Genomic DNA, 15,036 nt, shown 5'->3' on the forward strand with positions numbered 1-15,036 from the left:
ACAGTCGGGAGGGCCGGGACTACGTTTTTGGGACGCCGTGCTTCTCCCTCCTGAGAGCGCTTCGTACGTCCGGGCAACCGAGCTTGTCATTATGCCGAGGCGTAATGGACACGCACGAGCGCCGTCCTTCTAGCTATCGCCGCGACCCGCCTCAGGGTGGTGGCGTCGGTTTAGATGTGTCTTGCCAATCCCGGTGGGAAATCCTGCATGCCGCCATGCACTTGAACTGCGCCGCCACCCTGTAGCACGACGATCGTGAGGATTTATGAGATGAAAGCCATCGTCACATTGACCTTGAACCCGTCGGTCGATGGCGCCGCCGAGGCGGAGGTCGTACGTCCTATCCACAAGATCCGGACCTCGGACGAACGCTACGATCCGGGTGGCGGCGGCATCAACGTCGCGCGGGTCGTCCAGGAACTCGGCGGCCCGACGCTCGCCATCTATCTCGCAGGCGGCGCCACCGGCGGCGTTCTCGACGACCTGCTCGACGCCGCGGCCATCCCGCGGCGGCGCGTCCCGATCCAGGACCACACCCGCATCAGCCACGCAGTCTATGAGCGATCGAGCGGCCAGGAATACCGCTTCGTGCCCACTGGCCCCTTGGTCGGGGAATCGGAATGGCGAGTGTTCCTGGAATCGCTGGAGGATCTTGACTGCGACTACTTCGTCGCGAGCGGCAGCCTGCCGCGCGGCGTCCCCGATGATTTCTACGTCGCCGTGGCGGACCTCGCCCGCCGCAAGGGCGCCAAGCTTATGCTCGATACCTCGGGAAGCGCGCTTCGTGCCGGGCTCGCACGCGGCGTCCATCTGGTGAAACCCAGTCTCGGTGAACTCGAGACCCTGGTCGATCGGAAGCTTCCCGACCAGGCGTCGCAGGAGCAAGCGGCGCGAGAGCTGATCGGCTCGGGCGTGGCCGAACTGGTCGCGCTGACCTTGGGCCGTGATGGTGCGCTGCTCGCGACCAGCCAAGGCATGCTGCGCCTGGCCGCGCCCGACGTAGTTGCAAAAAGTGCCGTCGGTGCCGGCGACAGCTTTACCGCGGCCATGACCTTAGGCTTGGCTCAAGGGCGCGATTCCGAAGACGCATTCGCCTATGGCATGGCCGCCGGCGCTGCCGCCGTCCTATCAGCCGGTACGGGATTGTGTCGGCGGGAGGACGTCGAACGACTCTATGAGGGAATGCGCAGCCAGGTGCGAGCGATTGCGACAGAATCGTGACGAACCTGCAAGAAAGCCCGACCGTGTTGTAGAGGTCTTCAAAGGTCTCAGGAAGCCCGTCTCGCACCGCCGTTTGATCTCGATCAATAACGAAGCTATCTTTGTGGCATAAGCTTGCCGAAGATGGATGGTCTGTGCGAAGTTCGATGTACCACTACAATCGAGAGCGATTCAGAAGGAGCGCGCCCCGAGCTTGGGTGATGTTCCTCCTGTCCCTGCTGATTATAGCCGGTCTGAGTTTCCACATGGCCCACGCCGATCCTTCGGCCGCCGGGACGGAGACGGCCGTAGCGAGCGGTGTGTTACTCGTCTCCGATCCGCCCAGTGACGCAACGCTCGGCACATCGCCTACGGTATCCCACTGCCACTCGCCGGCGTCCTGCGCTTTTCTCCCGGTGGGCTCTTCTACCGTCTTCCACGCACCGCAATCCGGCGGTTGGATTCCCCAACCGCCGCGTTACCAGCGATCCACGATCAGCGATCGTCAATTCCGCCCGCCCCGTCTCCCTGTGCACGTCTGACCGACGCGCCCGCGGGCTTCGATACTCCCTGCGCGTCGCGATACCGCTCGACCATCCTCTGCGCATGGAGTCATCACAATGACAGCCCTTTCACGCCCTGATCCTGTCCCATCCCAAAGCGTCGCTCCCGACGCTGCTACCCTTCAGCGTCTGACGGAGTGCCGATCGGAATTCGTGCGCTTTTTCCGACGGCGCCTGAGCCGTCAGGAGGATGCCGAAGATGCCTTCCAGGACTTCTGCCTCAAAGTGGTGCGAGCCACGGAGAAGCCTAAGACCACCGGCAAGATCGACGCTTGGCTCAGTCGGGTCTTGCGCAACACGCTGACCGATTATTATCGGCGCCGGGCGGCGCGGCAGCGGGCCGAGGCCGCATACGAAGCGGAGGCTCCAGAACCGGTGGTTCAACCGGGAACGGTCCAGCTTGAAAATCCATGCAGCTGCGTCCGGAACATCGTTCCAACACTCCGGCCAGACTATGCCGAGATCATTCGCCGGGCCGATCTCGAGGAGGAGTCGCGCGAGCGGATCGCGGTCGACCTCGGTCTCACCACCAACAATATCGGTGTCCGGCTGCATCGGGCGCGCCGGGCCCTGAAGGAGAAGATCGAGGAGCGCTGTGGGGCGTGCTGTGTTGGCGGATTCGGGAACTGCGATTGCGCGCCGGAGTCCCACGGGCGCCATCGGGGCGGACGAGATGCACCAGCGTGTAATGCCGCCATCACCGAAGCGTCTCTTTGATTGATATCTGGCGCGGGCCGCTTCCATCAAGCGGGAGGTTCCGCGCTGCGTTGCCCGGCCCATCAGTAATTCGCATGGCCAAGAAAACTTCAAGAGCGCGTCGCCGGATGCACCATCGGCTGCCGACAACCAGACCGTGGAGGGCGACTACCGAGCCGTTCTCCACAGTCTGTAGTTCGAACGTTCGAACTGGCAAAGCTCGGAAGCACTTCATCCGCTGCGCGACAAGGTCCTCGTCCTGATCGAAGGTCATGACGCCGCGGGAAAAGATGGTGTGATCAACCGCATCGTCCGTCACCTGAGTGTCCGCGGGAGACGCGTGTTGTCGCCTTGGTCCTGCGGAAAGGAGCGTCGCCGCGCCGCATTCAATACAAGTTGGGCGCCCCGTCAGCGAGCAGCGGTGGTCAATGCAAATCGCACGAAGGCCAGAGATCAGACGGGCGTCGACGAGCGCTGCGGAGTATTCGGAACCGTCGTGCTTGTCGCCTATCCGCGAAGTTCCGGTCACGGAATCATGATCGCCGCGGATTGTATCGCCGGACAGTTTCTTGGCGGACGGCCAGAAAAGGAGATCCTTCAGAGATGACTGCCGTAACGATCGCGCAGATCATTCTGGTCATGCTGCTTTGGGCTGCCTGCTTCCCCCTGATCACCGCCGGTCTGGACCTCGCTCCGCACCTGACCTTCGCTGCGATGCGCGCGCTCCTGGCAGGCCTTACGCTGACTATGCTCGCCCTCGCGCTGCATCGGCCGCTGCCCAAGGGTTTGCCGCACTGGGCGATGTTGGCCATCGTAGGCTTGGGAGCGACGAGCCTGGGCTTCCTGGGGATGTTTCATGCTGCGGAGTTCGTCTCGCCCGGCATCGCCACGGTGATCGCCAACACCCAGCCATTGCTGGCGGCGATGCTGGCAGGCCTGATCCTCGATGAACGACTCACGGCACGGGGGATCACGGGGCTGCTCCTGGGCTTCATCGGCATTCTCAGCATCGCCGCGCCCCAATTTGTAGCCCCGGGGCAGCAGAGCTACATTTTCGGCGTTGCCTATATCATCCTTGCCGCGTTGGGCGTCACCGTCAGCAACGTCGTGATCAAGCGCATCGCGGGCAAGGTCGATCCCCTCATGGCCATGGGACTGCAGATGCTGATCGGCAGTATCCCCCTCGTTCTTATCGCCTGGGCCACGGAGGAGCCGGCAACGGTCAGATGGTCGTTTACGTTCGTCGGCATCCTCCTCGCGCTCAGCCTGCTCGGCACGGCGCTCGTCTACTGGCTGTGGTTCTCGGTGCTCGAGAAGACGCCGCTCAACAGGGCCAATGCCTTCAGCTTTCTAATCCCGATTTTTGGTCTGACGATCGGCGCTCTGTTCTTTGACGAAACCTTGGAGTGGCCGCAACTCGCCGGTATTGTCTTCGTCATCCTCGCGGTCGGTCTGGTCTCGCGCCACGGAACGAGATCAGCCGAAAAAGTCGCTGTGTAGGCCGCGGCCGAAAATTCCCAAAGGTCCAGTCACTCCGGACCCGTCTCATACTCGTCCGCGTTGATGTCGACGAAGAAGAAGCAAGCTTTCCAGAGCGACCGGACGGACCTACACCGGGCTCAGCTGGATCGCTTCTTGGCCCCGCCGCCTCCTCCAGATGCGGATTCAGCCGCGTCTATCGACTCGGTCTGCATAGACGCCGGCTGGTCCCCTACGGGCGATTGCTCGGCTTCGATCTCCGCCTGGGCGCAGAGCCAGTGATCGAGGTGTTTGCCTTCGGGCCGGTTCTCCCGTTCCCAGATGGCATAGGCGCGCTCCCGGACTTTCGCATTCAGATCGTCACTCATGATGTGTCTCCTTTTATGAGTGGGTACTAACTTCAGCCCTTCGCTGTGCGTGCTCGCATCGGCGGGGGAGATGGCAGGAAGCTCCGGTCGGACCACAGGCCACGCCCGGGCCCGGGCTCGGCGAAGTCTTGCTCTGCGCGAGATTCGGTGAGCGTCCGATAGAGATCAAGATATTCTTCGGCCGGTCCTCGCCAGCCGAAATCCTGCCGCATCGCGTGACGCTGCATCCGGCGCCACGCCACCGGCTGCCCGAACGTGTCGAGGGCGCGTCTCAGGCAGCCGAGCAGGTCTTCAAGGGTGTCACCCGAAAACGCGAACCCCGTCGCTTCCCCATCGACATTCGACGTGGAACCGTCGACAACGCTATCGGCCAGCCCGCCGACCTTCCGCACGAGGGGCAGGGTGCCGTAGCGCAGAGCATAGATTGGCACCAGGCCGAAGGGCTCGAAACGCGACGGATGGAGCAGAACATCAGCGCCCGCCAGAAGACGGCGCGCGGATCGCTCTTCGTAGCCTACCTGCACGGAAACGCGCCCCGGATACTGCTCTGCCAATGCCTTGAATCGCTCTTCCAGGGCGCGGTCGCCTTGTCCATGCAGGGCAAACTGGGCACCCGCCGCGATGAGCCAGGGCACAGCCTCTGCGACAGTGTCGGCCATCTTCTGCTCGGTCAGGCGGCTGAGGAAGGCGAAGAGAGGCGTTTCCGGCTCCACGTCCAGACCGAGTTCGCATTGCAAGACGGCCTTGCAATCTCGCTTGCGACCGATTTCGGCCAGACTGTACCGACGCGGCAGGCTTGAGTCCTCCGCTGGATCCCAGAGACCGTAGTCGGCGCCGTTGGGTATTCCCAGGAGATGCCGCGAGCGCTGGCGGAGCAGTCCGTCCAGACCGCAGCCGAACTCCGGCGTTTGTATTTCACGTGCGTACGTCCGACTGACCGTGGTCAGGCGATCGGCATAGCGAAGCCCCGCCTTCAAGAAGGAGATCCGACCATAGAACTCGACTCCTTCAGGCGAGAAGGTGTCGCCGGGGAGGCCCAGAAGCGGCAATGCATCGGCAGCGAAGAGGCCCTGGAAGGCCAGGTTGTGGATCGTGAAGACGACGGGCGGACGCGATCTTGCGGAGTCAGCCAAGAGCAGCGGCACCAGTCCGGTATGCCAGTCATTCGTGTGGATCAGTTCCGGCCGCCAACCGAGTCCCGCTGCGTTGCACGCGACGCGCACAGCCGCATGGCACAGCGCGGCGAATCGGAGACCGTTGTCCGGCCAGTCGCGGCCATCCAAATCCTGATAGGGGCCGGCATTCCTACGATAGAGCCTGGGACAGTCGAGCAGCCAAAGCGGCATGCCGGAATCCGGAGATCGCGCAGGCAAAAGACGGGCGCGATCCTCGCCCGGCAGGTCGCCGAGCGGTATCGCCGGCCCGACATGGTCGACCCGGTCCAACGCGTCAGGGTAGCCGGGCATCATCACGCGAATGTCGATTCCGCGCTCGGCCAAGGCGGCCGGGAGGGCGGCCGAAACGTCGGCCAGCCCGCCCGTCTTTATCAGGGGATGACATTCGGAGGTGACGAACAAGATACGCATGAGAAACCCCATCGGCCCTTCTGGAGACACTCCGGCGGCGGCCCGCAGGGGCACCCGAGGCCTACCGTTTGAACCATTGGTGCTGCCTATCGGTCGAGCGACCTGAGCGGACAGCGTGTCACCAACTAGAGACGTTCGAACTGGGCGCGCCTTACACCTCCTACTCCGACATTGTTGCGGCCACAGAGGCCCAGTCTCGAAGCTCGCCGTTGGTACTCAGCGCCACCGGTGTAACGAGGCGGCGGGACGGGCGTCTGAAGGATTCGATGCCGAGCCGGGCGCGTAGAGGCATCCCCCGGCGCAGCGTCTTCCGACCAGACCAAAAGGAGAGCGATCATGACCCTACACTCCACTTCGACCCATTCGAATGGCTTGCGTTTGCCGGGCCTGAAAGCCCTGGCCGTGGCCGTTGGTGTCACCGCCCTCGCCGCAACCGGCGCATGGGCAGCCCAGCACGAGACAAAGCCGCAGCAGGGCCAGACACAGCAGATGCCCGGGCCTGCCTTCGAGCGCATGCAGGAATTGATGCAGCAGGCCCGTGAGACGAAGGACCCCGCCGAGCGCCGCCAGCTCATGCGTGAGCACATCGAGATGATGGGCGAGCAGATGCAGGAGATGATGGGTGCGGCGGCGCCTGAGATGATGACCCGTATGCGCGAGCATTTGGGCATGATGCAGCAGATGATGGAGCAGATGCTCGAACAGCAGAAGATGATGATGGAGATGAACGAGCAACAATAACGCTTGGAAAGCGGCGGTCGCATCAGACATGTGGTTGCCGCTCCCAAGTAGAATATGGAGCATCTTGCACATAGAAGGGCGGACGACCGATGACATATTATTTCGCAAAGACCCTGTCAGGGAAGGGCTTCGATCAGGTGGTCGCCCAGGTAACCGACGCTCTGAAGGACGAGGGCTTTGGTATCCTGACGGAGATCGACGTTCGGACTACGATAAAGAAGAAGCTCGGCAAGGACTTCCGCGACTACCGCATTCTGGGGGCCTGCAATCCATCACTGGCGCATCAGGCACTCCAGGCGGAGGACAAGATCGGCACCATGCTGCCCTGCAACGTCATCGTCCAGGCGACCGAGGACGGTGGTGTCGAGGTAGCCGCGGTCGACCCGGCGGCGTCTATGCAGGCCGTCGACAATCCTGAGTTGGCCCGCATCGCCGAAGCCGTCCGCGACAAGCTCAAGCTGGTCATCGAGAGACTCTGACGTCGCGAGTGGCCGCCAAGAAGCCAAGGTGATTCCATGAGCGTGGTCCAGTTCGACGCTGGCGATGACGGGCGCTTCAGCCAGACGATGGCCCGGGGCTCGAAAGTCCAGCGGTGCCCAGCCTGTACGGTGGGCGGTGTATTCGGGAGGAGATGGACCGGGACCAGACCAGACGGGAGGGAGCGGCATCTCCATCTTTTCGGTTGCGACATCCGCCACGGATGGACACCGCCGGCCGCATCACCCGGCCCAGGGAGTTCGGAGTCGAAGACGTCAGGGTCGAGTCCGTTCGATGGAAACGGCTCCCTGACCGAAGTCACCAAGGTCCCGTGTGAGCGAGACGCAGGCCGCTAGATCCAGTCTGTCCTGGACACGCATCATCGCCGGGCTGGCGGTGTTCGCCATCTTTCTAGTCACGTCTCTCTTATTGTGGCGAACCGGCATGCTGGACCGCCTGCTCGATGGCGAGGCGCTCGAGCAGGCGGTGATGCGGCTCGGCCCCCTGGGCCCGCTTCTGATCATCGGCCTGATGACCGTGGCCATCGTCATGAGCCCGATCCCGAGCGCCCCGATCGCACTTGCTTCCGGCGCGGCCTACGGGCATTTCTGGGGCGCGCTCTATGTCGCCATAGGTTCCGAAACGGGCGCCCTGGTCGCCTTCGGCATTTCCCGCCTCATCGGGTATGACGCGCTCAGGGCATGGCTCGGCGCACGCCTGCCCACAGGCGCGCTGCACCGCTTCGTAGGGTCGCAAACTGCCTTGATGGCCGTCGTATTCGCGACGCGGCTGATGCCGTTCCTGTCCTTCGACATCATCAGCTACGCCGCCGGTCTGACGCCGCTCAGAACCTGGCGCTTCGCCGTCGCAACCTTCCTCGGCATTATTCCAGCGAGCTTTCTGCTCGCGCATTTCGGCGACGAGCTCGCTTCCGGCGACTTGTGGCGCGCCGGCGTCACCGTCTTGGTGCTCGGGTTCATCACGCTGCTGCCCGTCGGGTGGAAAGTTATCCCGGCGCGCTACCGATCGGCCTTGAAGCGCTTGTTGAGCGCCGGACAGCCGTCAGACGTTACGGCGCGGGAGACCGCCAGCCGTGCTCGGTCACAGGAAAGCTCGCGGAAAGGAGAGACACGATGATGGAAGTATATGAGGGAATGTAAGGCATGGGCACCATGGGTCTACTTTGGATTCTGATCCCGTTGTTCGTGGTCTTATAATATTCATGTCGCAATGCAAAAATCTTCCGCCGCTGAATTGGCTACCAAGATGCTCGGAGAGCAAGGGAGATCAGTGAATGCGAGAGGTCGGGGTCTTTGCGGCGCTGTTCTTCGGAATGGCCGTCTTCGGGAGCGGAACGCCGACGGCCAAGGTCGTGACTGACGGGTTCCCAATTTTCCTGGCGCCGTTCCTGCGGCTATCGCTGGCGGCCCTGCTCACCACACCGCTACTGATTGTCTACCGACGCGAGCTGCGCAGCATCAGCCGGCGCGACTGGCTGCTGATAGGGGGAATCGGCGCCATCGGTCTCGTCGCCTTTAGCCTGTTTTTGCTCAGCGGCATGACTCTCGTCAGCGGGGTCATCGGCGCCGTGGTGATGAGCACCAGCCCCGCCGCCGTCGCCCTGGGCGCGGCCTGGTTCCTGGGAGAAGAACTTGGTCCGGCCAAGATCGGGGCGGTCGGCCTGTCGATCGCCGGAGTCGTTATCATCAACACCTGGGGCGCCGAGCTGGGCAGCCAGGGCGTCTGGGGGTCGGTCATCGGCAGTCTGCTCGTGCTAGGGGCAGTAGCCAGCGCGACGGCCTACTCCCTCCTCGCCAAGCGCGTCACCAAGGAGGTGCGGCCGGTCCTGCTGATTCCGCTGGCCGCTTGGACCGCCGCGGCCCTGTTCGCGGGGCCCGGCCTCTTTCAGGCCGCGCAGTTTGACTTCGCAACCCCCAGCACCGAGCAGTGGATCGCTCTCGCCTGGTGGGGAGTCGGCCCCTTCGGGATCGGCACGATGCTGTGGTTCTACGGCCTCAAGTCGGTCCAGGCGAGCACGGCGTCGGGCTTCATGGGCGCTATGCCGGCCAGCGGTCTGCTGGTGTCGTACGTCTGGCTCGGCGAGGCCTTCCACTGGGTCCACCTCGTCGGATTCGCCCTGGTGCTCGCGGCGATCGCCCTGGTGGCCTGGGCCCACCGCCGTGGCGAAGCCACCGCCGCGGCCGAGGGACGGGCGTTCCAGGGCTGCACCACCTATCCATGCTGACGGCGCAGACCGTCTCGACAAGCAGCCTTGGCTGAACGATCTGTGACAACGCGATTCTCGTTTCACTCGGCTCGGCGTATATCGTTCTGGCGATCCGTTCGCAGTGCCGTCCACATCCTGCGCGCCTGTCCGGAGCGTTGGCATCTCCTGATCTTGGTCCCCGCCGTTCCGCATGCTCCGTTAGGGCGTGCCTTGCGCCCCCTGCTCCAATATTGCTGCGTCCACCGAGGCCCGGCGTCAAAGCTCGTCCCTTCGTTAGACGCCACCGGTGTAAGGCGTCGGTAGGCTGGGCGTCTGAAGGATAGGAGGTGGACGATGACTGGCGACGATCCGGACGACCGCTTAAGCGCCGACGATGAGCGCGACGCGGCAACTAAGGCGGCTGATGCTGCCGTGCGTCGGGCGCTCGTGGAGAGTCGTCGGCAGATCCTGAGCTTTCTGCAACGGCGACTGGGCAACTCCGAAGCCGCCGAGGACGTCTTGCAGGCATTCATGCTGCGGGCAATCGAGCGGTCGACCCAGTTGCGCGACGTGCGGTCGGTCCGTGGCTGGCTGAGCCGGATCCTCGCCACGACCATCGTCGACCATCAGCGTCGGTCCACCAGGCGGCGGCAGCGGGAGGCGGTGATGAATCCGAACGACATTGAAGCCTTGAAGATCGAGGCTGACGAGGAGCTCGACGAGGCGGTGTGCAACTGTCTCTACAAGCTCCTGCCCACGCTCAAGCCGGACTACGCCGAGGTGATCTGGCGCGTGGACCTGCTGGGAGAGCCGCGGGAACGGGTGGCGGCCAGCCTCGGAGTCACCTTGAACAACGTCACGGTGAGGCTCCACCGCGGCCGCCAGGCGCTGAAGAAGCGGCTGGAGGAGATGTGCCTGACCTGCCCGATCCACGGCTTCCTCGACTGCCGCTGCGAAGAGGCCGAACGTGCACGACGGCGCCGCGAGAGGCTGACGGACAACAATGAACTGTAATGCCGGGTACGTCGTCGCGTCTTTAGGACTGAAGGGCGGTCCGGCCGCGATCAAGGCGCGGACGCATGTGAAAGGATGATGGCGATGCACAAAGATACAAAGGTTTCGAACGTCGATTCGGCGACTCGGGCCGAGGGTTCCTGCTGCGGTCATGGAGAGCCCTCGCCAGCCCACTCGGCGAAGCCCGCGACTGCAATGCCCTCGGCCGCACCCGAACAGTCTTCGGCGGACCAGCGGGCGAAGACGCGAGAGGCGGCGCAAGGCAAGTCGAAGGGCTGCTGCTGCGGCAGCTGAGATCCAGGGATCAGGCAGAAGACAGGTGCCGCTCGTCGCGGCGCCTGTCGATCTACGATGCATCATGAGCCGCGGGTCCTGGGAGGTTGGTGTTGAGCACGGTAACACTTGAGGTGGGCGGCCTCTTCGAAGAGCTCGATCATCTCGGCCTCGAAAAGCAGTTGAGCGCCGAGAAGGGTGTTCGTCGGGCCTCGGCGAACCCTGCCTCCGGCAGCGTCACCGTCGATTACGACGAGACAATCACGAGCGTCGAGAGGCTGCGGCGCAAGGTGAACTCTTGCGGCTTTCGCTGCCGCGGGAGCGTGACGCCGCGGCATGTGTGCGAGCCGGCGGCGCCAGCGGAGGTGAGGCCCGCGCCGACGAGCCACCGGGGCCACGGCGGAGGAACGCCGGCGCAGGACGAGATGGCGCACGAGATGGGCCATGGGTCCGGCATGGACATGGCCGCCATGGTGCGCGACATGCGCAACCGGTTCTGGATCGCGCTCGTCTTCACCATACCCATCTTCATCTATTCGCCGATGGGCGGCATATTCACACCGCCTGCGCCACCCTTCGGCCTGGACCTCGATCTGTGGCTCTTCTTCCTCGGTAGCATCGCGATCGTCTATCCGAGTTGGCCGTTCTTCACTGCCGCCTGGCGGGCGCTCAGGAACGGGGTGCTCAACATGGCGGTGCTCGTCGTGCTCTCCGTCGGCACCGGCTACGTCTTCAGCGTCGGCTCGACCTTCTTCTTCCCGGGCGTGCAGTTCTACGAGGCCGTGGCGGTGCTGCTCGTCTTCATCCTGCTCGGCCACTGGCTGGAGATGCGGGCGCGCGCCGGCGCCTCGGCGGCGATCCGGGCGCTGCTCGATCTCGCCCCGCCGATGGCAACGGTCGTGCGCGACGGACGCGAGGTCGAAGTCCCGACCTCGGAGGTCCAGGCCGGCGAGACCGTGATCATCCGGCCGGGCAACAAGATCCCGGTGGACGGCGAGGTGGTCGAAGGGGAATCGCTGGTCGATGAATCCATGCTCACCGGCGAATCGATGCCGGTGAACAAGGGGCCGGGCGATCAGGTCATCGGCGCCACCATCAACAAGAGCGGCAGCTTCAAGTACCGGGCGACAAAGGTCGGCGCCGACACGGCGCTGGCGCAGATCGTCAAGCTGGTGCAGGAGGCGCAGAACTCCAAGGCGCCAGCCCAGCTCCTCGCCGACCGCGCCTCGCAATGGCTGGTGCTGATCGCCATCCTGATCGGACTCGCGACCTTCGCGACCTGGTTCTGGTGGATCGGCTCGCCGCTGCTGTTCGCCCTCACCCTGACGATCACCGTCTTCGTCATCGCCTGCCCGGACGCGCTCGGGCTGGCGACACCGATGGCCGTCATGGTCGGCACCGGGCTCGGCGCCACGCACGGCATCCTGTTCAAGAACGCAGGCGCTCTCGAGGACGCGACCAAGCTCGATGTCATCGTCTTCGACAAGACCGGCACGCTGACCATGGGCCAACCGCGCGTCGTCGAGGTCGTCGCGGCCGCAGGCCGGACGGAGGACGAGGTTCTGTGGACGGCGGCAGCGGTCGAGCGCGGCTCCGACCACCCGCTCGCTTTGGCGATCGTAGAGCGGGCCGAGGGGTTCGACGTGCCGGAGACGCGCGCCTTCCTCAATCTGGAGGGCAAGGGCGCGCGAGCCGAGATTGAAGGCGAGACGGTGTTCCTCGGCAACCGCCGGCTCATGGATGAAGAGAAGATCGAGCTCGGCGCGCTCGCGGAGGAAGCGGAGCGGCTCAAGGGCGCCGGTCGCACGGTGGTGCATGTCGCCCGCGGCGGCCGCATCCTCGGCCTCGTCGCCATCGCCGACGCGCCACGCCCGAGCGCCAAGGCGGCGGTCACCAAGCTGCGTGAGCGCGGCGTCGAAGTGGCGATGCTGACCGGCGACAATGAGGGCACCGCCAAGCGTATCGCGTCAGAGCTCGGCATCGAGATCGTGCTCGCCGACGTACTGCCGGGCCAGAAGGCCGACAAGGTCAAGGAGCTGCAGGCCCAGGGCAAGCGGGTCGGCATGGTCGGCGACGGCGTGAACGACGCGCCGGCGCTGACCCAGGCGGACGTCGGCTTCGCCATCGGCGCCGGCACCGACGTCGCGATGGAGAGCGCCGACGTCGTGCTGATGAGGAGCGACCCCTACGACATCGTCGGCGCGATCGAGCTGTCGCGCGCGACCTTGCGCAAGATGCATCAGAACCTGTTTTGGGCGGTCGCCTACAACGTCGTCGCCTTTCCGATGGCCGCCGGTGTGTTCTATCCCCTCGTCGTCAGCCCCGAGGTCGCGGCGCTCGCCATGTCGGGCAGCTCGGCGCTGGTCGCGGTCAACGCCCTGCTACTCAAGCGCACGCGATTGGAGGGCATTGATCGCGGCGGGCCCGACGCGGCGGTAAGTGCCCGCCCTGCGGAGGCGGTCGGATGAGCTGCCGGGACGCGGCGACGATCTTCAGATTGCGCAGCGACGCTGCGTGCAGCGTGGGAGGATAGCATGGATCATGGAGAGAACCGGCGCGGATTCTTCGCCTCGCGCGCAAACATGGTCCTGCTGGTCTTCCTCGCCGTGGGCGGCTTCTACCTCGTCTCCGAACACTGGGCGCACCTTAGCGGTGTCGGGCCGCTGCTGCTCCTCCTCGGTCTCTGCATTGGCATGCATTTCTTCATGCATGGGGGTCATGGGGGTCACGGGTCTGGCAGCGACGAAAACGGCCCTCCGCCGGGAGGCGGCCGGGAACCCGGCGACCATCGCCACTGAACCTACGGAACGGACGTATTGCGATGACCGAAAGCGCCCCCGCCTACGGCCTCTGGTTCCTGGTCGTATTGAACTCGGCGATCTTCATCCTCTTCGCCTTCAGCTTCTTCAAGCCGAGGACGGGCCGCGACTGGCGCTCCTTCGGCGCATTCAGCGCTTTCCTGGTGGCGCTGTTCACGGAGATGTACGGCTTCCCGCTGACCATCTACCTGCTCTCGGGCTGGTTGCAGAGCAACTATCCTGGCGTGGACTGGCTATCGCACGATGCCGGGCATCTCCTCGAGATGCTCTTCGGCTGGGAGGCCAACCCTCATTTCGGTCCGTTCCACCTGCTGAGCTTTGCTTTCATCGGCGGCGGCTTCGTGCTGATCTCGGCCGGCTGGAAGGTGCTCTATGATGCGCAGCGCCGCCGCACGCTCGCGACAACCGGCGCCTATGCCTATGTGCGCCACCCGCAATATGTCGGCTTCATCCTCGTTATGTTCGGCTTCCTGCTGCAATGGCCGACGCTGCTGACGCTCGCGATGTTCCCGGTGCTCGTCTTCATGTATGTGCGCCTGGCGAAGGGCGAGGAGCGGGCGGCGCTGGCCGAGTTCGGTGAGGACTACCGCCGCTACATGGCCGACGTGCCCAGGTTCATCCCGAGGCTGGGCCGACTGTCGGCGCGGAGGCCGTCGTGAGCCTCCGCGGCCTTGCGCACGCATCGGGGCCTCGTCGGGAGACGGAGGCGGCGCCGCGGCACGGTTCCGGCCCGGCGGAGGCCGAACGCGACGAGCCGGGCGTGGCCACGCCGTGGGAGATCCGGCTCGCCTGGCTGCTGCGCGCCCTCATTCTGGCGACGGCCGCCTTCCACCTTCTGGAGGGCGCGGTTCTCTACGGACTTCTCTGTTTCGGCGCGCTGACGCTCATCCTTGCGCCTTCCCTGCTCGCGCGCTCGAGCAGGCTGACCATTCCCGTCGAGATCGAACTGTTCGTCCTCTGGTGGCTGGTCACCGACATGACACTCGGCCGACTTCTCGACCTCTACGGAACGCTGCCGTTCTATGACAAGCTGATCCACTGCGGCAATTCCGGCCTGCTGGCGATCATCTCGTTCCTGGCAATCTATGCGCTGAGAATGACCTGTCGAATACGGACTGGCTTCGTCCTGAACCTCACTGCGATCTTCCTGCTGACCCTCGGCGCGGGGGCGCTCTGGGAGATCGCCGAATTCGGGGCGGACGCCACCCTGGGCGCCGGTGCGCAGGGATCGCCTGTGATGGCGCCGCTCGATGATACCATGTGGGATCTGATCGTGGACGGGCTGGGCGGCCTTCTCGGCGGCCTTTTCGGCGCCCTTTACATGCGGCGTTCGAAGCGCAGCCTCGCGCGCTGGAACCGCTTCGCGGAACGAATCGCATGAGGCCGAAAAGGGCTCTCGGGATCGCGGGCGCCACGGCATGCGGCTGACGGCGGCCGAAGCCAAGGATCGACCCCGCCGGGGCCGGGAAACCTGGAGGAGATGATGCGGAGACCTTTCGGAAATTTCGGCGCCCTTGCGGCGGCGCGCGCGGCGCTGGACGAGTTCGGAAATGTCCACCGCCGATATACGGCTGAGGTTCCGGGGTCCATTTCGGAACTATCCGCTCTCGCCGG

Annotated in this window: 15 protein-coding genes; 13 read left to right on the forward strand and 2 right to left on the reverse strand. The window is 64.6% G+C overall.

Annotation, left to right across the window (positions count from 1 at the left end; all coding sequences use genetic code 11):
* Window positions 1–270: 270 nt before the first annotated feature.
* The 4 genes from DLJ53_RS08520 to DLJ53_RS08535 all read left to right on the forward strand — a co-directional run bounded on the left by DLJ53_RS08520 (window position 271) and on the right by DLJ53_RS08535 (window position 3,959).
* Window positions 271–1,221, forward strand: a complete 951-nt coding sequence (locus DLJ53_RS08520; protein ID WP_111344310.1) for a 1-phosphofructokinase family hexose kinase — start codon at window positions 271–273, stop codon at window positions 1,219–1,221.
* Between the two features lie 599 nt (window positions 1,222–1,820).
* On the forward strand, window positions 1,821–2,480 hold the full coding sequence (locus tag DLJ53_RS08525) for an RNA polymerase sigma factor (RefSeq protein WP_111344312.1): 660 nt from the start codon (window positions 1,821–1,823) through the stop codon (window positions 2,478–2,480).
* A 241-nt stretch (window positions 2,481–2,721) separates the two neighbouring features.
* Window positions 2,722–3,066, forward strand: a complete 345-nt coding sequence (locus DLJ53_RS08530) for a hypothetical protein (RefSeq protein WP_244935068.1) — start codon at window positions 2,722–2,724, stop codon at window positions 3,064–3,066.
* Window positions 3,063–3,959 carry a DMT family transporter gene (locus DLJ53_RS08535; RefSeq protein ID WP_111344316.1) on the forward strand — a complete coding sequence of 299 codons (897 nt, stop codon included), beginning with the start codon at window positions 3,063–3,065 and terminating at the stop codon, window positions 3,957–3,959. Before DLJ53_RS08530 ends, DLJ53_RS08535 begins: the two co-directional genes overlap by 4 nt.
* Before the next feature lie 119 nt (window positions 3,960–4,078).
* Here the strand turns inward: DLJ53_RS08535 and DLJ53_RS08540 are convergent, their stop codons facing one another.
* Together DLJ53_RS08540 and glgA are read right to left on the reverse strand one after the other, a co-directional pair.
* On the reverse strand, window positions 4,079–4,306 hold the full coding sequence (locus DLJ53_RS08540; RefSeq protein WP_111344318.1) for a DUF2934 domain-containing protein: 228 nt from the start codon (window positions 4,304–4,306) through the stop codon (window positions 4,079–4,081).
* A gap of 32 nt (window positions 4,307–4,338) precedes the next feature.
* Entirely contained in the window at window positions 4,339–5,892 is a 1,554-nt protein-coding gene (gene glgA / locus DLJ53_RS08545) for a glycogen synthase GlgA (RefSeq protein ID WP_111346152.1), read from the reverse strand.
* 336 nt (window positions 5,893–6,228) lie between these two features.
* Between glgA and DLJ53_RS08550 the strand changes: the two genes are divergently transcribed.
* The 9 genes from DLJ53_RS08550 to DLJ53_RS08590 all read left to right on the forward strand — a co-directional run bounded on the left by DLJ53_RS08550 (window position 6,229) and on the right by DLJ53_RS08590 (window position 14,803).
* Complete coding sequence (locus DLJ53_RS08550; RefSeq protein ID WP_111344319.1) at window positions 6,229–6,633, forward strand: hypothetical protein; 405 nt, start codon at window positions 6,229–6,231, stop codon at window positions 6,631–6,633.
* 89 nt (window positions 6,634–6,722) lie between these two features.
* Window positions 6,723–7,112 carry a DUF302 domain-containing protein gene (locus tag DLJ53_RS08555; RefSeq protein ID WP_111344321.1) on the forward strand — a complete coding sequence of 130 codons (390 nt, stop codon included), beginning with the start codon at window positions 6,723–6,725 and terminating at the stop codon, window positions 7,110–7,112.
* A 331-nt stretch (window positions 7,113–7,443) separates the two neighbouring features.
* Window positions 7,444–8,247 (forward strand): TVP38/TMEM64 family protein, encoded by an 804-nt coding sequence (locus tag DLJ53_RS08560; protein ID WP_244935044.1) that lies wholly within the window; start codon window positions 7,444–7,446, stop codon window positions 8,245–8,247.
* A gap of 157 nt (window positions 8,248–8,404) precedes the next feature.
* Window positions 8,405–9,355, forward strand: a complete 951-nt coding sequence (locus DLJ53_RS08565) for a DMT family transporter (RefSeq protein ID WP_111344323.1) — start codon at window positions 8,405–8,407, stop codon at window positions 9,353–9,355.
* Window positions 9,356–9,670: 315 nt separating this feature from the next.
* A complete protein-coding gene (locus DLJ53_RS08570) occupies window positions 9,671–10,330 on the forward strand; it encodes an RNA polymerase sigma factor (RefSeq protein WP_111344325.1) in 660 nt (219 codons plus the stop codon).
* Between the two features lie 383 nt (window positions 10,331–10,713).
* Window positions 10,714–13,071, forward strand: coding sequence for a heavy metal translocating P-type ATPase (locus DLJ53_RS08575; protein ID WP_367197751.1), 2,358 nt, complete (start codon window positions 10,714–10,716; stop codon window positions 13,069–13,071).
* A gap of 66 nt (window positions 13,072–13,137) precedes the next feature.
* Window positions 13,138–13,401, forward strand: coding sequence for a DUF2933 domain-containing protein (locus DLJ53_RS08580; RefSeq protein WP_111344329.1), 264 nt, complete (start codon window positions 13,138–13,140; stop codon window positions 13,399–13,401).
* Window positions 13,402–13,424: 23 nt separating this feature from the next.
* The gene (locus DLJ53_RS08585) at window positions 13,425–14,081 is read left to right on the forward strand and encodes a methyltransferase family protein (protein WP_111344331.1); all 657 of its coding nucleotides are present in this window, start codon (window positions 13,425–13,427) and stop codon (window positions 14,079–14,081) included.
* On the forward strand, window positions 14,078–14,803 hold the full coding sequence (locus DLJ53_RS08590; RefSeq protein ID WP_111344333.1) for a DUF2238 domain-containing protein: 726 nt from the start codon (window positions 14,078–14,080) through the stop codon (window positions 14,801–14,803). Before DLJ53_RS08585 ends, DLJ53_RS08590 begins: the two co-directional genes overlap by 4 nt.
* Window positions 14,804–15,036 lie beyond the last annotated feature (233 nt).

Origin of the sequence: Acuticoccus sediminis (assembly GCF_003258595.1) — a bacterium.
GTDB classification, from domain to species: domain Bacteria; phylum Pseudomonadota; class Alphaproteobacteria; order Rhizobiales; family Amorphaceae; genus Acuticoccus; species Acuticoccus sediminis.